The organism is Komagataeibacter kakiaceti JCM 25156 (genome assembly GCF_000613305.1).
On record NZ_BAIO01000005.1, the window covers coordinates 1 to 19,918 of the forward strand.

Genomic DNA, 19,918 nt, shown 5'->3' on the forward strand with positions numbered 1-19,918 from the left:
GCCGGTGCGGCGGCCTGCGCGTCCGTTACCGGCACGGAAGGGCCATCTGGCGTGCTGCGGCGAAATCGCGCCAGCGTGCCGTGCTTTTCCGCCACAAACGGGAACTGTACGGCCGCGCGCGCCCGTGCATCGAATGTTGCAAGAAAAGCCTGCGCGGCCTCGACAACCGCCTTTGTCTGACTGGCTGACATACTCTCTCCCGCAGATGCCGGAACCGGGGCCGCCCACACCGGCGCATTTTTCCCGGCCACAGGCGCCGCCAGCAGAAGCAGTGCGCCAGCGACAAAAAAATTCTTATGCATCAGGTTTCTGCTTCCTCTCCGGCATTGCGGGGTATCCATGCCCCCAATTTCGGCACCCGGATCGTGCCCCGCCAGCACCACCCGATCAAGGGTTCTGGAGAGTGCCTGCAAGACCTGCCTTCAAGACATTCCGCCAATCATGAGGAATGTTCTGGTGAAGCTTTTCCTCTTTTCTTGTCGGTCCGTCGCTTCAAACAGAGTCTTACGCCCCGCGCCATGACGCGGACAGATCGGCCAGTTACCTGCTGGTATCATAACGGCACCGCATGACCGTGCCTACAGAGCGCCCGAAGTGACTGATAGGATGAAAATACCAAACAGTCGTGGAGAGACAGAATGCAGGAAGCCGTCCTTTATGCACCACAACAGGTGCAGGAACTTATTTCCACGGGCGAGGTCGTGCTGGTTGACGTGCGCGACCGGAAGGATTTCGAAGCCGGACACCTGCCCGGCGCCGTCAACATGCCCGATATCTTCACCTATCTGGCGGAAACGACACCAGAGGGCCTGAAAGCGCTTCAGGACAAGTTTGCCGATCTGTTTTCCGACTACGGCCTTGACGGTCAAAAGACAGCCATCATCTATGAGGACGCGCTGCACACGCGCTACGGCGGGTCATGCCGCGGCTACTGGATACTGCGTTATCTGGGGTATCCGAAGGTTGGAATTCTTGATGGCGGACTGAGAGCATGGAAGCAGGCGGGCGGCCTTCTGACCACGGAGACGACCACTCCAGTCCGGACAGCCTTTCCGGTCAGTATTCGCTCCGGCCTGATGGCCACATATGAAGACGTGCTTGAAGCACTGGATGACCGGAACGTCAGGCTGCTCGACAATCGGGACCGGGTTGAATGGCTGGCTGAAAGTTCCTCTCCCTACGGTGTGGATTTCGCCCCGCGCAAGGGCCGCATTCCGGGCGCCGTGTGGATCGAGTGGTACGATTTCATGAAAGTCACCGAGGGGCAGGCCGCCTTCCGTTCAAAGGATGAGATACTGGCCCTGGCGGCGTCCCGTGGGCTGTCACCGGATGATGACATTATCATCTACTGCTTCAAGGGCGCACGGGCGGCCAATACTTACGTTGCCCTGTCGGATGCCGGCTTCCACAAACTGCGTATATACATGGGATCATGGAACGAGTGGTCCCGCAAACCGGAACTGCCCATTGAAGATGGCATCCCCAAAGCCGCGGCGCCTTTGCTAAAGAACTGAGACGCAGGCAGAAAATCATACAGAAGTTTTTGGTGAATCTTTTTTCAAAAAGCTTCAGGGAACGCCGCCTTTTTGAAAAAAGGCGGCACCTTTCCCCTTATCCGCTGAAGCCCAGTCCCTCAAGAAGCGGGCGTAGTGTTTCGCCATCAGGACGCCAGCGCCCAACGGAACTCCGATAAATGGGACTTCTGACCTGCGCCACGCTCGATGTTCTGACCGGACGCCTGGATTTATAAAAGCTCAGGCAGGCGTCATCCCATTGAAGGCCGCAATATGAAATAATTCGCCGGGCGGTGGCTTCAAGATCATCAACCGTATCTTCATAGCGTACGTCCAGCATTGCCCCTTCCGGCAAGACATGACGCCAGTGATCCATCAGTTCCTGATAATGACGATAACGTCGGCCCAGTTCACCCAGGTCGAAAGTAAAGTCCAGATCGTTGAACGAGATGGAGAAGCATGACAGACAGGTATCTATCGGATCACGAAACGTATGGATGATATGGGCATTCGGCCATAACTGGCGGATGAGGCCGATATAAAGATAATTCCCCAATGTCTTGTTGGAAATACGCTGCGGCCCTCCGGCCCCATCCCACCCGACAACCAGCCTGTCCAGCCGGTCAAGATAATCCTCGGCCACCGAACGCCGCTGGTCTTCCGTCAGATATGCCAGCGGTGCGACCGTTTTCCATGCGGGAAATCTTGCAGCCGCGTCCCTGAACGTATCGCGTAACGTATTGACTTCCCCGGCGGCATAGACATCAGGGTGGCTGCTCAATATCTGCTCTACCAATGTGGAGCCAGACCGGGGCATGCCGACAATAAAGATGGGGCGGGAAGATGGACTTCCGCCAGGCATCTGTTTCCTGACTTCTTCGGCTGAAAACAGTTCACGCGTCTTCCGCATGCCTGAAAATATTCTGTTTTCATCATAGGCAATATGACGTCGGCGGATCGCGTTGCCTTTCAATATATGTTCGAATGACAGACGATGCTCGGAAATATCCGACAATGCCTTCCCCAGGGAAAAGTGAATATCCGCCATCTCATGATCCGACAGCGAGACGGTTTCGTTTTTTACAAGCTCCCGCAGGGTAATAAAAACAGGATCATCGGCTTCGAGTTTTGTAAGGCGGGTCAGGCACTGGTAATACCTTGTGCGCTCCGGCGCCAGGGCGATGGCCCGGCGAAAACATCTGATCGCCTCATCTATTTCGCCCATTTCCTGTAAAATCAGGCAAGAGCCGCGCAAGCTGATGCCTCCTCCGGTTGCAGGGCGCAGGCCCGCCGGAAATGATCCAGCGCCTCCTCATGCCGCCTGCTTTTATGGAGGATCTTCCCCAGGCTCATATTGACCGCATAGCTATCAGGATGAGGTTTCAAAATGGCACGATAACAGGCTATTGCGTCATCATCCCGCTCAAGTTCGCTCAGGACATGACCAAGATTTATGGCGGTTTCCAGATGGTCTGGCGCATATGCCAGCCCCTTGCGGAACTGGCTGGCGGCTTCCTCGTGCCTGCCCAGCGCCTGTAAAGTTTTGCCAAGATTATTGAGAGTTACAATATCGCGCTCATTCGCCGCCAGCATTTCGCAATATTGCCTGACCTTGTTTTCAAGGCCATCTATCTCCAGAACGACCCGATATTGCTTGATCGCACCTGCCTGATCACCAGATTTTGCCAGTGCATTCCCCAGATTGACCTGCGCGATACGATAATGGGGACACAGGACCGTCGCCTGCCGAAAGGCGACAATGGCCTCCCCCATCCGGCCGGTCTTTTGGAACGCCACCCCGAGAATATTGAAAACTTCCGCATTTTCAGGTGTATGCAACAGAATACGCCGCAGGAGGGGAATGGCTTTATCAAACTTTCCCTGCCGGGCATAAATTGTGCCCAGAAAATGTATGGCGCCGGGATCGTCGGGGTTACGGCTCAGGACCAGTTCGTAATGCTTTACGAGATTATGGATCTGGTCGTTATTCGTACCGATATCCGTATAATCGAGACTGCTGGACAGATTATTTTCTGGCATTTCACATCAACATTTCAATAAAACATGGTGCATTAATGAAATCTGGCTTCCAAACATTGTTCCGGCCTTGCAGGAACGGGTTGCGCATTGATATTTCGGCAAAGTATATGATGTGTCTGATCATATGTCATGCTTTTGTTCAGAAAACCAAATTACCGTCAATTATTGTTTAATATTGTAACGTGATCGTAGCGGTTGCCTACCTCCAATGATGATCCTCATGGCGGTGGGGCTACATCTTCTGCGGCCTCGAAAGATTTTCCATGATCCATGCCTGCCACAGTTTTCAGGAAAGCAACCGTATTTTTAACAATAGAATAAATATAAAGAAATTTATAGTGAAGGTTTTTTCAAAAATATTCAGGTAATACCGTATTTTTGGAAAAAGCGGCTTCTGCCCGCCCCATACACGAAACAGAACAACCGGTTACAGAATCTGAATCTGTGACTTGAAGCCGATAAATTCCACATTTTTCAGGTTTTTCTGTGCATTGGGATGAAAATAGATCTGGAAATCCGGCGCAACGACCACCCCACGCATGACATGAACCTGATAGTTCGTTTCAAATATGGTTTCATGGCCCTGAATGCCCGTTGCATGGTTTGGCTCCGCCCGTGCCGGAACCAGACTCAGATCAATGGCATCGGTATTTGAAACACCGGGAGAAATCTGGACATAGGTCATGACCACGCCAAAGGAATCATAGGGCCTGCTCCTGATGAAACCACGGTCAACAAATGCGGCATAAGTCTCGTAATTACGCAGTGATGTGTGGGGATCATTATAGAGCACGCCGGTCATCATGGTCAGGCCGCCCTCGGCATTGGAATAGGGATGGCGGAGGATTTTCTGGTCAATTTCAAACCAAGTCCCCCATGTCTGTGGGCGGTTACGGGCCGTCTGCCCCGATAGGGCGGATGCCTGGCCATTTACATCATAGTAATTATCCGGATTGGGGGCGGAAATCAGTTGCGCGCCGATCTTGTAATGCCCGGGCAGTTTATGTTCGCGGCCAAGCATGGGTTCCCAGCCGAATTCGACTGGTGCGATCTGCCCCACGATATTGGATGAATTGAAATGAAATCCGGTCCGGTGCTGGCTGTTCGCGTAAATACCGCGTTCGGCAAAATATACGCCAGCCTGAATGTAAGTATAGCGCGATGGACGCCCACGAACACGAAATCCCCACTCCCCCGCCGGATAGGACGTGATGTACTGGTTGTCGATCGCAGCCTTGGGCCGCCCGCAGAAACTGTTGTTCTGGAAGTTGCAGAACAGCGAACTGGCGCTGAACTCGCTCATTTCAGTCAACCGCCCCCCGGCAATGCTCACACGGCCACCAAGCAGGTTTTCCTCTCCATACGCCGTGACCAGATGCACGACAACATTACCTCCGCCCCCATATATCTCCGATGAATGGGCCAACCAGTCCCCCATCATGCGGTTGGCGGTCGTGCCATACCGGCTGGTAAAGAGCGTATGGGTGGCGAAGCTTTCAGGCCAATGATCTTTTCCCAGTTGATATGAAGGGCGGTATTGACCTGCCCCGCATTACTTGACCCCTGCTTGTAATTCGGATGGCCGGAAGTCGGTCTGGAAATGGCGGCCGTATATTCATTGGTGTTGTCCATGGTCAGCGCGACACCACGCGAACGCAGCCACGATGTCATGCCCAATGGATCCCGAAACATCGCTTCCGGCCGGGAAAATGCCGGAACGACAGGCGCGTTTGTCGGGTGCGCCATAAGGGGCGTGGCCACGCGCAGTCTAGCGTCGCTATTTGAGTTATCCTGAAAGGTCTGCGCTATGGCCGGGCCGTACGGTACCATGCCCGCTGCGGCCATGATCCAGACCGCAGCCCTGAAAACCTGTTTTTTGCGATAGAATGCCGTAATCATCGCGAAGAATGCACGCATCCATCTGATCCGATTTACATCTATGTTATTTATTTTTTTATTATAAATAAATCTTCAACTGCGGAAGAATTATTTATACGGCTCATGACAGGCTGAAATGCCGGGGGCGGCCCGTGTCATCCAACCTGCCAGACCGGGGTGGATACGCCCGACAGGGGGCGTATCCTGCAGGCAGTATATCCGCTCAGATAACAGCAGTAAGCAATGGCTGTGTGGCAAAATGGGCGGCAAGATTACGGACTACCAGATTTCCCATCGCCAGGCGCGTCTCCACGGTTGCGCTTGCCCGATGGGGCTGCAGCACCGTGCGGGAAGAGTCACGCAGCGCCTGGGGCACATCGTTCATGCTCGAAAACATCCAGCCCCGCGCCGCCCAGCGTCCCTTCGTCAAGCGCCTGCACAAGAGCCTGTTCGTCCACGACCGAACCACGGGCCACATTAATCAAAAAACCGTCCGGTCCCAGCGCATCCAGTATTTCCCGGTTGACCAGATGACGTGAGCCCGCGCCCCCTGATGCCGCGATGACCAGAATTTCACTGTTTTGCGCCAATGTTTTCAAATCGGGAACAAAGGCATAGCCCTCCAGCTCCAGATTCCGCAGATCGGTATAGGCTACGGGCATGGCAAAGGCCCGGCCACGCGACGCGATCGCACGCCCGACATGCCCCATGCCGACAATACCCAGCCTCTTGCCCGTAACCTTGCGCCCGAGCGCTGGTGCCGGGGCATGGCCCCATGCGCCTTCACGCACATACCGATCACCCGCGGGTAGGCCACGCAGCAGCGACAGGATAAGCCCGATCGCCATATCCGCGACATCATCGGTCAGGACACCCGGCGTGGTGGTTACATGTATGTTGCGCCGCCTAGCTTCCTTCAGGTCAACGGCGTCCGTGCCAATGCCGTTGATGGCAATGATTTCAAGCGCGGGCAGGCTTTTCATCACGGCTTCAGGCACACCGGTGGCGCCCCCCGTCGCAATGCCACGTATTCTGCCCGCACAGTCCTTCAACTGCTCAACCGAAGTAAAGCGATGAACGGTATAGGCGGCATCAAGCTGTTTCTCGATTTCGGGCATCATCGGTTCGATCAGCAGGATTTCCGGTTTCATGATCTTCTGTTTCCTCTTCAGGCAAGATGGGCGTGTACGGCGCCAATGGCGGGGAAAGTGGCTGTCACATCGGCCCCGTGGTCCACAAAAACGGTTCCGGTGGTGGAACCGGTGGTCACGATGCTCCCCGCCGCGATGCCAATTTTGCGTCGTGACGCATGATTGGCCAGCCATACCAGCAGGCGCAGCGGATCACCGGCGGAATTGCCGCCCGTATGCTCGGCCACGGTCTGGTTATTGATGGAAAGAATGACCGGTTCATGCACCGGCGTGAATTTGCGCCAATCCGCCACACCTGGCCCCACAATCAGCGCGCCATGGCTCTGCTGGTCGGCTGTATGGAGGAATTTGTGCTGTGACCCCGGTTTTGCATAGCGCGTATCCAGAATCTCGATCACCGGATGGATCGTCCCGACCGCATCAAGCACCTCATCGCGCGTCCATTCATGGGCGCGCGGCGGCAGGTCACGGGCGAAGCGATAGGCGATTTCCGCTTCCACGCCGAGGTAACGGCACAGATCATGCGGTACGGTCGCGCCATCGTCAAAAATGGTGGCGGTATGGATCGGGGCGCAGAAAGGCTCTGACTGCGGGGTTTCCGATCCGACCTTCCACCCGCCTATCGGCCCCAGATGATGCCCGACCTCATCCTGTATGGCATAGGCTGCGTCTATGGATGGAGGAATCAGGCTGTCGGTACATGGTCTGGCGGCGCGGTGGTTCCATTTCTGACCGAGAGCAGCAGATCTGCAATATCAGTCAAGGTGTTAACTGGCATATCCGTATTTTCCATGAAAAAGTAAAAAACTAGAGAATATCGTGCGGGTCGAGAAGATCGCGGTTACGACATTCCGGAATGAAAAGGGTCGTTCCAACGGTTGTAACGGCAAGAAGCGCAACATAGGCCGAAATGGGGAGCCAGGCCATCTGGCCCGGATGGGCCATGCCGGGATGCTGGATCGCGACCCATCTTATGATGCACGAGCCAATCAGGGGTGTCACGCCACCGGCAATAACGGCGGATATTTCACGCGCCAGTGAAACGGCCATGTAACGATGCCGCGCGCCGAACATTTCCGGCAGCATCGCAGCCTGCGTTCCGAACATGCCCCACGTCGTCACGCCCAGCGCCACGGACAGTGCGAAAATGGCAGGCAACGGACGCCCCATGCTGAAGACATACCACACCGGCACCGCGGTCACGCCCTGCAGGATGGCAAAGGTGCGATAGACCTTTATCCGCCCGAACCGGTCACTCAGCCGCCCGGCGATCGGCACGGTAAACCCGCCCACCATGGCGGCCGTGATCAGGGCGACCGTGCCCCACAGCCCCGGCAGGCCCATCGTATTGACGATATAGCTGATCGCCAGCACCTGATAGATGGATGACCCGCCGTTTTCAGCCATTCTCACGCCAATCCCGGCCAGGATCGTACGCCATGAATGGCTGATGACCGTGCGCAGAGATTCACGCTCCTCTTCCTGCTCCTCACGCTGGATATTCTCGAAGGTGGGGGATTCCCTGAGCTTCAGGCGCATATAGAGCGCAACGATCAGGATCACGCGCTGACCAGAAACGGCACGCGCCAGACCCATGAATGCGTAATGTCCGTTACCCCGAACAGCAGGCTGCAATAGACCATAGCCGCGATAATGGTGCCGATCTGGATACCGAGAAACGGCAGCGAGGCATAAAACCCGCGCTGGCCCAGGGGGGCGTATTCCGTCATCATCACGGCGGCCCCGGCCTGTTCCGCCCCCGCGCCAAGCCCCTGCAGCATCCGCGCCGCGACCAGCAGGACAGGCGCCCATATCCCTATTGTCTGGTATGTGGGAATCAGCCCGATGCCCGTGCTGGCCAGTCCCATCAGGGTCACCGTAATCAGCAGGACACGCTTGCGACCAATGCGGTCGCCCAGCGTGCCAAAAATGATCCCGCCAACGGGGCGCACGGCAAACCCGACAAAATAGGTTGCGAAACTGGCGATGAGGCTGGTCACCTCGGAAGCCGACGGAAAGAAAAGCGGCCCGAAAACCAGCGCCGAGGCCAGACTGTAGAGCGCGAAATCATAATATTCCAGCGCACTGCCCAGCGAGCAGGTCCATGCCGCGCGCCGCAGTTCGCTCACGCTCAGGGCAAGGCGCGCAGTACCCGTGCCACCCATTGTGCGGCCATCTGCACCGATGACCCCGAAGACTGTCTGTGTCATGGAATTTCCACTTTGATCTGACGGCCGGTACGCGCCGCTTCACGAATGGCCAGAGCTATGGTCAGGGCGGCAAGACCATCTTCCCCGGTGGCCGCGGGCTGTCCCGCGCCACGCACCGCATTGCTGAAGGCGGCAAGTGCGTAGTGATAGAGATTGTGGTGGTGAACCGGGATTTCCTTTTCCCCATCGGCATTGCGCACGAACAGTCGGCCCACGGCCCGCTGGCTCATGCAGTCCCGACCGATGAGAACGCCTTCACTCCCGTAGAATTCCACGCCCCCTTCCGAAAACGGAACGGTATAGGAGCCATGGATCTGAACCAGGACATCACCGGGAAAACGCATGATGACCATGATGCCGTCTTCCACGCCGTCATGGGCCAGCCGGCCGCTCTGGGTCATGGCCATGACATGCGTCGGGTCGTCGCCCATCAGGAAACGCAGCGTATCAATGTCATGAATCGTGCTGTCCAGTATCAGGCCGCCACCTTTGGCATCATTGATGCGCCAGCCCTGCAGGATTTGGGGCAGGAAATTGGCGTGGAATACCCGCACGGCGTTCAGATTACCGATCGTCCCCTCCGCCAGAAGCTGGCGCAGTTTCTGATGCATGGCATTGCAGCGCAGGTGGTGGTTGATGCCCAGCACCACGCCCGCCGCGCGGCAGGCCGCGATCATTTTCCGGGCATCGGGAATGGTCAGGGCGAGCGGCTTTTCACACAGGACGTTTTTTCGCGCCTTTGCCGCCGCCAGCGTCTGGTCACAATGGAACTCATTGGCCGTGCTGATATAGACGGCGTTCACCCTGTCATCGGCCAGAATGGTGTCGATATCCGTCGTATGAGCAGGAATGCCGGTTTCAGCCGCGAACTTCGCCCCGCGCTCCTCGCTTGAACTGAGAACGGTGACGATACTGCTATCGTCCTGCGCGCGAATGGCGTCAATAATCCACTGCCTGGCTACATTACTTGCACCAATCAGAGCCCAACCCATATGACGGTTCATTGAATAGTCAGGGGCACTTTCGGCCCTCCTCCCTAACTGACACGCCCCGGCGGCGAGCATGTCCCTGATATAAATTTTAAAAAAGCGGCAACCGGACGATGAATTTTTATTTATTGTTTATTGCTGGAAATCCCGGTCATACGACCACAGACACCTAACGCCGCCCTGTTTGGCAGGTTTTCCTGTAGCGGGAACAATATCGTGAAGGTACATTACATACCTATACTCCACGGTCGTGGCCCGCGACCGCGATCAGCCGGCTCCCACGACCGTGATGATTGTGTCAGGCCAGCCCGTTCGCAGGTCCATCTTCAGCAATCGCAAGGGTTCCGCCCCTTGCCAGCAGGCCAAGAAGCTGGGAAGTCCGGCCTCCGTTCCACGCCTGCGTGATGAGCCCAGCGGATACATCAATAACAGCCTGCGGGTACAGCATCTCCGTCGCGCAGGATGTCAGCCGCCTGTATTTTCCCACCGTGCAGGTTACGGCCCCGGCTTCGCCTTGGCGATCCATGGGATAAAGTACAAACAGCGGGTCATCCTCATACATCGCCTCGGGCGGGCAGTCAGGTTCGTACCAGTCCACTACGGCATCGTAGCGATGGTCACGACCGGCTTTCATCGGCACCTCCGCCCCGCTGGTCGTAACCACCAGCACCAGCCTGACCCGACTGCGGGGGCCGGCCATGTCCAGCGCCTTATCCAACGTGACCTTGGGCGGTACATGACCGACGTCATGCCGGGTTCCGTCGCCCGTCAGCACGGCAACCGCCCCGCAATCCACCAACCGCGCCGCCAGTTCCCGCGCGTCCAGCCTCCCGGCCAGCACGACATACACCGCACCAATGCGGGTACAGGCAAGAACCGCAACGATACTTTCCACCATCAGGGCAGATGGATCGCAACCCTGTCACCACGTTCCACGCCCTGATCCCTCAGGGCGTTTGCAAGACGGCAGACCCGTTCATGCAGATCCCGACAGGACACCTGTTCATCCGGCGCCGCGCCTGTGCCATGCCGGAACACCACGGCCTTGTCCGCGTCATCACCCAGATGGCGATCCACGCATACAGCGGAGATGTTCTGCACACGCCGCCCACGCTCCGGCTGGATGCGGTATATTGCGGTATAACCCGTCAGTTCGCGCAAACCCTCCCGCTCACGCAATGCTGACAGAAGGCCAACGTCATCATGAATGCTGCTGGTCATGGTCCGGTTCCCTATCGTTGCGCGCGTGACATTCATCACGTCCGGCGCAACGCTAAATTAAAAGGAGAGACTGGTTTCGCCTTACACCACGAAAGGCAGGGGGACAGGCACCCGCGCGGTATGGAATAGCCACGGGATATTCATATCCCGGCCATCCCGGCGGCACGCGCCGGAAGCCATTATCCGCATTGCCGGTTTCGTGAAACGGCACCGGTTTGTATTGGGGCCTGCCCCGCCATGGTCTTTCATCTATGCGACTCTTTTTATTTTTGTTGATCCGGACTGTGACAAATACCGATTGCATGCGGAAGATGTTTTGCCGTTTAAAGAGGCGAATGCCGCGCCGCGAATTGCAAAGATTGCGAAGATGAGACATCCCGCCACCAAAACCTTCACCGGGTCACGTATCCGTCATCAACGGACCCGTATCGGCATGACGCAAAGCGCCCTGGCCCTGCAACTGGGCATATCCGCAAGTTATCTGAACCAGATCGAACATGATGTCAGGCCGCTCCCCCTCTCCCTGCTCAACGACCTGTGCGATATTTTTTCCGTCGGGGTGGATTACTTCAGCGATACCGAGGAAACGCGCGGCATACAGGCATTGCGCGAAATACTGGCCGATCCCGTATTTGACATGGAGGCCGTAAGGCTGGACAGCATCCAGGCGGCCATGCGCGTGGCGCCCGAACTGTGCGCACAGTTCGTCAGGCTGTATCGCGCCTATCTCCTGCGGCAGGAACATAGCGCGGCGTCATTGCTCGGGACGGATACGTCATCACGCTCCCTGCCACTTGATACGCCGGACCGGGTGGAACCTTACGAAGCCGTCAATGACTGGGTGCAGGCGCAGCGCAATTATTTTGATGAGATCGACCGCTCGGCCGAACGGCAGTTCGACACGATACGGCTGGATGAAGGCAGCCCGGGCGAACAGCTTGCCCGCTATCTTCTTGATCACCACGGCATCCGCACCGAGATTGATCTCGGCCTGAGCGAGAGGGGGCTGATGTGGCGGATGGACCGGCGGCACCGCACCCTCTTCCTGTCCCGGATCATACCATCGGAAAGCAGCACGTTCTGGATGGCGCAGGCACTGGGACAGATTGAACATCAGGTATATTCGCGCGCGCGATCCGCCGCTCCCGCCTGCGGGAAAGCGAGGCCCGGGGGCTTGCACGCGTCTACCTGACCAATTATTTCGCCGGTGCGCTGCTCCTGCCCTATGAGCGTTTTCGTGTAACGGCGCGCGAAGTGCGTCATGATCTGGAACTGTTGCAACGCCATTTCGGGGTCAGTTTCGAGCAGGCATGCCACAGGTTAAGCACCATGCAGCGCCCCGGAAGCGAAGGCATCCCTTTCTATTTCCTCAAAACGGATATAGCGGGCAATATACTCAAAAGCTTCAGTGCGAACCGTTTCACCCAGTCCCGTTTTGGCGGGCCATGCCCGTTATGGAATATTTTCCGTGCCTTCAGTACGCCACAGCAGGTGCAGGTGCAGCTGTCACAGACGACGGATGGGGCCGTTTACCTCAACATAGCCCGGACAGTCGGGCGGAGCAGCATATCCTACCTTGACCGCCCCCGCCTGACCGCCGTGGTCCTGGGCTGTTCGATTGCTGATGCGGAACAGCTTGTCTATTCCGCGGGTCTCGACCTGAATGACCCCCGGATGATCATTCCCATCGGGCCGGGCTGTCGCGCCTGCATGCGTGAAAACTGTCATCATCGGGCGTTGCCGATGGTTGGTCACCGTGTCGATGTCGATAATGAAGGGCGTGGCATCGCGCCGTATCGGACGGCATTATAGGGACGCCCCTCCCTTTCTTATCAGGCATCCCTCAAGCCAGCAGTATTTCCTGTCATACAGACGCGGTCATTCCACCATCCACCATGAGAATATGTCCATTAACAAAACTGGATGCATCCGAGGACAGGAAGACCGCCGCACCGACAAGTTCCTCCACCTGCCCCCACCGGCCGGCAGGCGTGCGCTGGCACAGCCACTGGGTGAAAGCCGTATCGGCCACCAGCCTTTCGTTCATTTCTGTTTTGAAATAACCGGGAGCCAGACCATTTATCTGTAGACCATGGCGCGCCCAGTCCGTCGCCATCCCTTTGGTCAGGTTTTTGACCGCCCCCTTGGTTGCGGTGTAGGGCGCGATGCCGGGACGGGCCAGTTCGCTCTGTACTGAACAGATATTGACGATCTTGCCCCGTCCACGCGGCAGCATGTGCCGTGCTACTGCCTGACCAACAAAGAAAACCGCATTGAGATTGGTGGCAATAAGCGCATCCCAGTCCGCCCGGCTGAACTGTTCCAGCGGCGCGCGACGCTGAATGCCTGCATTATTGATCAGAATATCAATCGGCCCCTGTTCATGCTCTATCTTTTCAACCCCTGCAATCACGGCATCCTGATCAGTCACGTCAAAGGGCGCAACCGCCGCATCCAGCCCTTCGTGCTCCAGCATGGTCCGGGCGGCCTCCAACTGTTCGGGATTGCGGCCGTTCAGCACGATTTTTGCCCCATACTGGCCCAGGCCACGCGCCAGGGTCAGCCCGATGCCCCGGGACGCCCCGGTAACAAGCGCCCGCCTGCCGGCAAGTGAGAAAAGGGTATTGGTGAGCATGATGACTTCCGTCTTTGTTATGAAGGGCCCAACCGTAGCAAGAATAACACCCGGTGACCTCACACGTCTCCGCGTGCGTGGATCAGGGGCAGCTCTCCAGCAGAGGCTGAAGATTACCCGTGAGAGCCTCAAGCACTTTCGCGATCTTCCGGGTCGCCTGCGGATTCGAGGTCATGGAATAAAGATTATACCTCCGCCTCGTTCTTTTACGACCCAGGCTCCAGCGCTGCCCAAGGGGAAACATACCGGGCAACACGTCTGGCTATTCCACAAAGGCAACGCATAGGATATCGACCGTGCCATTGCCGCTGCACAGCGTGCTTTTGAGCCATAAACCCCAGCGGCAAGGATAGCGCCATTGTGTGAGAGATACGACCTGAGCGGATTCGATCACCACACATATTATGCTCTCATGGCCTACCATGTCCATTGCGCATGAACATCTCCATGTAATACGCTTTCATTCACATGCAACATACATGCAACCATATACATACACGGCAATATATTTCTGTAAAATTGAAGTGATCTGAAGCTATATTTATTATATAATGATATTTTTTTATTATAAATAAATTCGTGAATGCCATATTTTGCACGCAGCCCTTGGCGTGAGTCAAAAAAAATAATATGCACTACGCTGTACCATCTGGTGTGAATTCAGGCGTTTTCTGATTGTAGAAAGTATTTTTCATGTTAGAGACACAATGCACTTATCTGAAATATCTGGATAAAGTTGCAACCATCATTGATGGATCAGACCTGTCTGCAGAGAATTTGCTTCGATTACGGGAAAACATTACACGCACTGAAATACTGGTGCCTGTCATTGGAGCATTCAATGCGGGCAAAAGTAGTCTGCTCAATGCATTTCTGGGTCAGGAGATATTGAATATTGGTCTTACCCCTGAAACCGAACTTGCAACCGAATTGCGTTTCAGCCCTGACCCCTATCTGCTGGCTGTGCGGGAGGATGGTAGCAGCGAGCGTCTGCCCGCATCCGATATAACGACCATCAAATCCCGTGCGGGCGAGTTTACCCACCTGCAATTGTACCTCGACAATCCGTCCCTCGAAAAATTTTCTTCTCTCGTTCTTGTGGATATGCCGGGCTTTGGCTCGTCACTGATCAATCACAACAATGCAATCGCCTACTACCTGCCGCGAGGTGCTTTCTATATTGTAGTTATCAGTATTGAGGATGGAAACATCACCAATTCCATGATGCGCCAACTCGATGATTTGCAGTCCTACGGGCGAGGCTTCACCTTTGTAATCAACAAGATCAATTTGCGTTCTGATGAACAGACCGATGAGGTTGCGGAGGAGATTGATGCCCAAATAGCTTATGGCTTCACAGCCGCCCATGAGGTCGTACGCGTCGGGTGGGATGGAAAGGAGCGTCTGGCGGAAATTCTTACCGCGTTAGACCCAGAAAAAATTTTCAGGAACCTGTTTCTTGACCAACTCAAGGATCTCACTCATTCTCTGTTGGACCAGATTAATCTGGCATTAATGACATTAAAGAACAACCAGGCTGAAGCGGAATATACACTGCATGAACTGAAACAAGGCATGCACCGTGTGCGTGAAAAGCGCGACTCCCTTATTGCCAAAATGCATGACCATGAAATTGAACGTACAGTGGAACATTGCCTGTCGGCTGTTGATCGTGATCTGGCAAAAGTTCTGGATGAACTGGTTAGTGCCGCCCTTTCATCTGACAAGGAAAGTTGTTCGCGTATTATTTCCGAGGTGGTACGAAGCGCCCTGACACGTACCGTGCAGGAGCAACTGACCGTGTTCAGTCGCACGGCGATATCCGAACTTGGGAATTCCCTCAATGGTATTGGAAAAAACATTGGAATTTTCAGTAATGATAAAAACTGGGTTACAAACCTGACGGATCGTATCTCTCGTGGCATGCAAAAAACAGGCGAGATTCTCGGCAACTGGAGTAACGCCCTGGCTGAGCGTAACCAGAAAGAAATGGAACGGTCAGAGCAGGAAGAAAACAGGAAAAAAGATAGCCTTCTGCCGCGCCTGGGATCGCGAGGGCTGGTAACTGCATTGATGCTGACAACCAACATTGTTAATCCTATAGTGGAGTTGGCAATTATTTTTCTGCCTGACATCCTGAACTTCTTCACCGCAGGACGCCAAAAAACACAGTTGAAAAAACGCCTGCTGACAGAAGTGATTCCTGCAACCAAACGGCAGATACGTGACAAGTTGCCAGCATTGCTGGATGAGCAAATACAGGCATTAATTGCGCAAATCAGCGAAGAATTTGAACGTGATCTGGCTGAAAAAACAAGTATCATTGACAAGATAAGTGCGGAACATACCCAAGACCGCCAGAATTCGGAAAAGAAGACGGCACATCTGAATAACATGCTTGGCGCATTGCAGAAACTGGCGTCACAAACTCTCTACAAGGAAGCCCGGATATGAAAGCGCAGGATATTGTTGCACTCAATAGTCGCCTGGCTGAAATAACAGACCTTTATGCGCCTGAACTGGGCAAGGATCTGGCTTACCTGCGGCATCAACACGCCATTTCATCAAGCGATGAACTGACTGCGAGTTTTTCCGCGCTGGATAAAGCAGAGCGCCTTTTGCAAGTCGGGGTGGTTGGACGCGTCAAGGCGGGCAAGTCTTCGTTACTGAATGCATTGATTTTTGATGGTCATAATATTCTGCCAAAAGCTGTCACGCCCATGACCGCTGCGTTAACTACTCTTGCATACGGAGAAACATTTGGCGCTCAGGTACAGTTTTATAGCGCTGATGATTTAAAGAACATCCGTAACAATGCAGAAATTTACAACAAACGTCTGGAAAAGGAGTATCAGCGTCTGACGGATGAGGCACGAGCCAAGCGCCTCCGGCAGGGGAAAACAGCCGAGGATGATGGGCAGTTTCTGGCCATGGTTAAAAAACAGGCCGTTCGTGCAATGTCAAAGGAGTTTGCCCTGGCCGCAGCACATGACCAGTGGCAGCGTATCCGCCAATCCGGAATTGATCCAGATACACTTGATGCATGCGCGCAACTACACGCGGAAGATGCTCAATCCCTGGCCGGGCAGTTGCTGGATTTTGTTGGCGCTGAGGGGCGTTACATGCCCCTGACCAAAAGCGTCGATATTTTCCTGCCACTGAACTCCTTGCGCCATATCCGCATTATCGACACACCCGGATTTAATGACCCCATACAATCGCGAGAGGAACGGACTGTTCAACTCCTCAAGGATTGTGATGTTGTCCTGATTGTCAGTCCAGCTGGTCAGTTCCTGAGTGAACAGGATATGGAACTGATGAGCCGGATTACCCAAAAGGAAGGCATTCAGGAATTATTTGTCGTAGCGAGCCAGATTGACAACCAGCTTTATGGTAGCGACACACTGCAGCCAACCCTACGGGCTGCTTTGGCAGGCATTACCAACAAACTTGGTACGCATATGGTAAGCACCCTGCAACGCCTGAAGAGCCAGCACCCTGAAATAGGGACAACCTTTGATACCCTTATTCAGGCTGGTACGGATAATATTCTGTACGCATCCGGCATCTGCCAGAGTCTGTTGTCGCGTTTTGAGCAGCAGGCAGAATGGGACAGTGGTGAACACAAGGCATGGGATAATCTACAAAAAAATTATCCAGATTTTTTTGTAGCGAACGACCCTGTTTTGTGCCGCGAAAGCTTAAGTTTACTAGCCAATACCGCAAGTATACAGGAAGTTCTTGAACGTGTGCGCAAGCACAAGGATCGCATACTGGAGGAACGGCGTACTGAACTTTTGCGTAGCAAGGAAGCCGCGCTGGAGGCCTTTCGGGCGGATCTGATCAATTTTGCCAAAGATCGTGGCGAGCAATTGCGTCATACGAATGTCAGCGCTCTCAAATTACAGCGGCAAGAACTAAACAGTCTTATGGTCGTAGCCACGCATGATCTGGATATTATGCTTCAGGAACAATTGCATCATTTCCGTGAATTACTTAACAATTCACTAAAGAATAGAATCAAGAACGCTTACAGTGAAACCCAGAACGAATTTAAAGATGCGACAAAGGAAACTACCGAGCAGCGTTCAAGAGTTAAAAATGGCCTATGGTCTCGTATTGCACACTGGGCATGGGGAGGAGGAATGGAAGATTATACCCACCATGAGTTTGTGCTTTACCCAACACCTGTAAGGGCGGGTTTGCAAAATTTTATCGAAGAATTGGGCAGAATTCTTACGGAAACCAGCTCCACGCAGATTTCTGATTTCCGTAAGAAGCTCGTCCAGGAGGTAACAGTTACAGCCCGCCGCCACATCCCAGACGAGCTTAATGCCGCCCTTATCATTCGGGCGATCAATGGGCTGGTTTCAGCTATCCAGTTACCCGAATTCAAACTGGATACAACGGAACTAAATGGCCTGTCGGGAAGCAATGCGTCTTTAAAAGGAGACGAAGCCAGACAGTTTCTAGAGAAGGCGGAAAACCTGCTTAGTTGCCTTCGTGCGCGGGCCCGTGATCAGATTGGTCAATTTCTTACCAATCTTGCCACGGATTTACCGTCATCCTTCCCGCGTGAACTGTTTGCAGACCTGCAAAATCGTATTGAACAACTGGAGCAGGAAGCCAACAATCTGGCGCTTTCGCTTGATCGACTACAACTCCTGTCACAGAAGTTGGAAGCGGCCTGATGTCTGATAAAGAGTTTCTTTCTCCCTCTTTTTTTGAGCGTTTATCCCAACTTGCGCAGTCATTTGTCTGGGGACGCAGGGCCTTGTATACCTCACTGACAGATGAGTTGGAGAGCGCGGTGGAACGGCACGACGCGCTTTGCCAGCAGTACCAGCAGGTACGTGACCAACTGGCTGACCTGACGAACCGGGAGCAGGTGTTAGACAAACAGTTACAAAATGCACAAAATGCCTTGGCAACAAGCGAACAGCGCAAAACAGAATTAACCCAAAACTTGACCCATCTGCGCGAAGAGCATGCAAATCTGACAACAGATTACGCATCGTTGCAGCAGCAACATGGTGATACATGGACACGCTTTGAGCTGGTTTCACGCCTTTTGGCGGCCGCCCCTGCAAAAAATGAGGGTCTTGTACGGTTCCGTCACCTTTTACAGACCGATTACATGAAGTTTGCTGAAGCGGAAGCATCGCTTGCGGCAGAGGCCCGGGCTTTTCTCATGCTACAATCCATTGAGCGTGAGTTAATGCTGCTTGTGGGTTTCCCCGACATGTACCGACGCAGCATTGTTGGGATTGTTGGTGGTTTCAGTGCAGGAAAATCGGAATTCATCAACAGTTTCATTCAGGATCCTGAAATTCGCCTGGCCGTTGGGCTACAACCGGTAACGGCAATACCCAGTTACGTCATGGCCAGTAAGCAGCAGATCATTCGTGGTTACTCCGTCAACGGAGGTTACGTATCACTTGATGCGTTATTTTACAGGCAAATTTCCCATGCCTTCATCAACTCTTTCGGTTTTGATCTAAAGAGTCTGATGCCTTTTCTATGCGTAGGCGCCAGAATGGATCCTGCATATTTTGCGAATATCTGTTTTATTGATACACCCGGCTATAATCCACCTGCCACAGCGAGCGCACAAAGTGGCCGCGACAAGCATACGGCGGTGCAGTTTGCCCAGCAAGCCAATGCGATTATCTGGCTGATCGGCCTTGACGCGAATGGTACCGTACCAGAGTCCGATCTGGCCTTTATCCATGAAATTGGCGTGGATGACCGTCCGGTTTATATTGTACTGAACAAAGCGGACTTGCGCGCTGAAGACCAGATTGAAGAGGTCATGGACGTTGTTCAGGAATGTCTTGAATTTGAAGGTATCGTAATACGCGGAATATGTGCCTACAGTGCAATACAGCGTGAGGTTCTAGCTTTTCGCGGGAATGATCTTATGGCGTATTTTGCCGAGATCAACCACCCTCGTGATATTACGCAACATCTGTTCCGCCGCCTTGATGACGTGTTTGATATGTACGACCATTCAATTCAGGCAGACATTGATCGTGTTGAATACTACAGAAAGAGTATGAAAAGTCTGGAGTTGGATGCGTTGGAGTCTGGCGCGGAAAAACTGTATGAAAAAATCATGTCGATTGGTGAGCAAATCGAAAAAGAGCAAAACCCTAAACTTTACCAGTCGTGGCTTGAACAGTCCCTGGCATTGCGTCGTATGCTCCGCGAGGCCATCCAGCTTACAGTTGAAACCGTATAACCCATATCCACACCCCGCAACGGATACTCCACCAGACGC

Annotated in this window: 15 protein-coding genes and 4 pseudogenes; 5 read left to right on the forward strand and 14 right to left on the reverse strand. The window is 54.2% G+C overall.

Annotation, left to right across the window (positions count from 1 at the left end):
- Positions 1 to 191 (reverse strand): annotated as a pseudogene (locus JCM25156_RS27400) (DUF3500 domain-containing protein); the annotation flags it as partial.
- Positions 192 to 638: 447 nt separating this feature from the next.
- On the opposite strand from JCM25156_RS27400, the gene JCM25156_RS01270 reads away from it, so the two are divergent.
- Complete coding sequence (locus tag JCM25156_RS01270; protein WP_025811722.1) at positions 639 to 1,514, forward strand: sulfurtransferase; 876 nt, start codon at positions 639 to 641, stop codon at positions 1,512 to 1,514.
- A 97-nt stretch (positions 1,515 to 1,611) separates the two neighbouring features.
- Here JCM25156_RS01270 and JCM25156_RS01275 read toward each other — a convergent pair whose 3' ends face one another.
- From JCM25156_RS01275 to JCM25156_RS31910, 11 genes and pseudogenes are all read right to left on the reverse strand, one after another.
- Positions 1,612 to 2,769, reverse strand: coding sequence for a sulfotransferase (locus JCM25156_RS01275; RefSeq protein ID WP_148299268.1), 1,158 nt, complete (start codon positions 2,767 to 2,769; stop codon positions 1,612 to 1,614).
- A complete protein-coding gene (locus JCM25156_RS26935; RefSeq protein ID WP_025811725.1) occupies positions 2,751 to 3,554 on the reverse strand; it encodes a tetratricopeptide repeat protein in 804 nt (267 codons plus the stop codon). The genes JCM25156_RS01275 and JCM25156_RS26935 overlap by 19 nt, the downstream gene beginning before the upstream one ends.
- A 427-nt stretch (positions 3,555 to 3,981) precedes the next feature.
- Positions 3,982 to 5,073, reverse strand: a complete 1,092-nt coding sequence (locus tag JCM25156_RS20520; RefSeq protein ID WP_407637082.1) for a carbohydrate porin — start codon at positions 5,071 to 5,073, stop codon at positions 3,982 to 3,984.
- The gene (locus tag JCM25156_RS30415; RefSeq protein ID WP_242402378.1) at positions 4,992 to 5,315 is read right to left on the reverse strand and encodes a hypothetical protein; all 324 of its coding nucleotides are present in this window, start codon (positions 5,313 to 5,315) and stop codon (positions 4,992 to 4,994) included. Before JCM25156_RS30415 ends, JCM25156_RS20520 begins: the two co-directional genes overlap by 82 nt.
- 340 nt (positions 5,316 to 5,655) lie before the next feature.
- Positions 5,656 to 6,583, reverse strand: a pseudogene (locus tag JCM25156_RS20525) (2-hydroxyacid dehydrogenase).
- A gap of 17 nt (positions 6,584 to 6,600) precedes the next feature.
- The gene (locus JCM25156_RS20530; protein ID WP_306301726.1) at positions 6,601 to 7,272 is read right to left on the reverse strand and encodes a 2-keto-4-pentenoate hydratase; all 672 of its coding nucleotides are present in this window, start codon (positions 7,270 to 7,272) and stop codon (positions 6,601 to 6,603) included.
- A 118-nt stretch (positions 7,273 to 7,390) separates the two neighbouring features.
- A complete protein-coding gene (locus JCM25156_RS30420; protein WP_242402379.1) occupies positions 7,391 to 8,179 on the reverse strand; it encodes an MFS transporter in 789 nt (262 codons plus the stop codon).
- Positions 8,143 to 8,793 (reverse strand): MFS transporter, encoded by a 651-nt coding sequence (locus JCM25156_RS30425; RefSeq protein ID WP_242402380.1) that lies wholly within the window; start codon positions 8,791 to 8,793, stop codon positions 8,143 to 8,145. The genes JCM25156_RS30420 and JCM25156_RS30425 overlap by 37 nt, the downstream gene beginning before the upstream one ends.
- Positions 8,790 to 9,785 carry a Gfo/Idh/MocA family protein gene (locus tag JCM25156_RS01305; RefSeq protein ID WP_242402381.1) on the reverse strand — a complete coding sequence of 332 codons (996 nt, stop codon included), beginning with the start codon at positions 9,783 to 9,785 and terminating at the stop codon, positions 8,790 to 8,792. The genes JCM25156_RS30425 and JCM25156_RS01305 overlap by 4 nt, the downstream gene beginning before the upstream one ends.
- 295 nt (positions 9,786 to 10,080) lie before the next feature.
- A complete protein-coding gene (locus tag JCM25156_RS20540) occupies positions 10,081 to 10,680 on the reverse strand; it encodes an AMP-binding protein (protein WP_277909309.1) in 600 nt (199 codons plus the stop codon).
- Positions 10,680 to 11,003: an AMP-binding protein gene (locus JCM25156_RS31910; protein WP_277909310.1), complete on the reverse strand. Its 324-nt coding sequence runs from the start codon at positions 11,001 to 11,003 to the stop codon at positions 10,680 to 10,682. The genes JCM25156_RS20540 and JCM25156_RS31910 overlap by 1 nt, the downstream gene beginning before the upstream one ends.
- A 367-nt stretch (positions 11,004 to 11,370) precedes the next feature.
- Here JCM25156_RS31910 and JCM25156_RS20545 point away from each other — a divergent pair.
- Positions 11,371 to 12,815, forward strand: a pseudogene (locus JCM25156_RS20545) (helix-turn-helix domain-containing protein).
- Positions 12,816 to 12,867: 52 nt separating this feature from the next.
- Here the strand turns inward: JCM25156_RS20545 and JCM25156_RS01325 are convergent.
- Together JCM25156_RS01325 and JCM25156_RS30430 are read right to left on the reverse strand one after the other, a co-directional pair.
- Positions 12,868 to 13,638 (reverse strand): SDR family oxidoreductase, encoded by a 771-nt coding sequence (locus JCM25156_RS01325; RefSeq protein WP_025811729.1) that lies wholly within the window; start codon positions 13,636 to 13,638, stop codon positions 12,868 to 12,870.
- An 85-nt stretch (positions 13,639 to 13,723) separates the two neighbouring features.
- A pseudogene (locus JCM25156_RS30430) lies at positions 13,724 to 13,813 on the reverse strand (SOS response-associated peptidase); the annotation flags it as partial.
- Positions 13,814 to 14,331: 518 nt separating this feature from the next.
- On the opposite strand from JCM25156_RS30430, the gene JCM25156_RS01330 reads away from it, so the two are divergent.
- The 3 genes from JCM25156_RS01330 to JCM25156_RS20550 are packed head-to-tail and all read left to right on the forward strand — an operon-like array spanning position 14,332 to position 19,879.
- Positions 14,332 to 16,092 carry a dynamin family protein gene (locus JCM25156_RS01330; protein WP_025811731.1) on the forward strand — a complete coding sequence of 587 codons (1,761 nt, stop codon included), beginning with the start codon at positions 14,332 to 14,334 and terminating at the stop codon, positions 16,090 to 16,092.
- Complete coding sequence (locus JCM25156_RS01335; RefSeq protein ID WP_025811733.1) at positions 16,089 to 18,329, forward strand: dynamin family protein; 2,241 nt, start codon at positions 16,089 to 16,091, stop codon at positions 18,327 to 18,329. Before JCM25156_RS01330 ends, JCM25156_RS01335 begins: the two co-directional genes overlap by 4 nt.
- A complete protein-coding gene (locus JCM25156_RS20550; protein WP_025811735.1) occupies positions 18,329 to 19,879 on the forward strand; it encodes a dynamin family protein in 1,551 nt (516 codons plus the stop codon). The genes JCM25156_RS01335 and JCM25156_RS20550 overlap by 1 nt, the downstream gene beginning before the upstream one ends.
- Positions 19,880 to 19,918 lie beyond the last annotated feature (39 nt).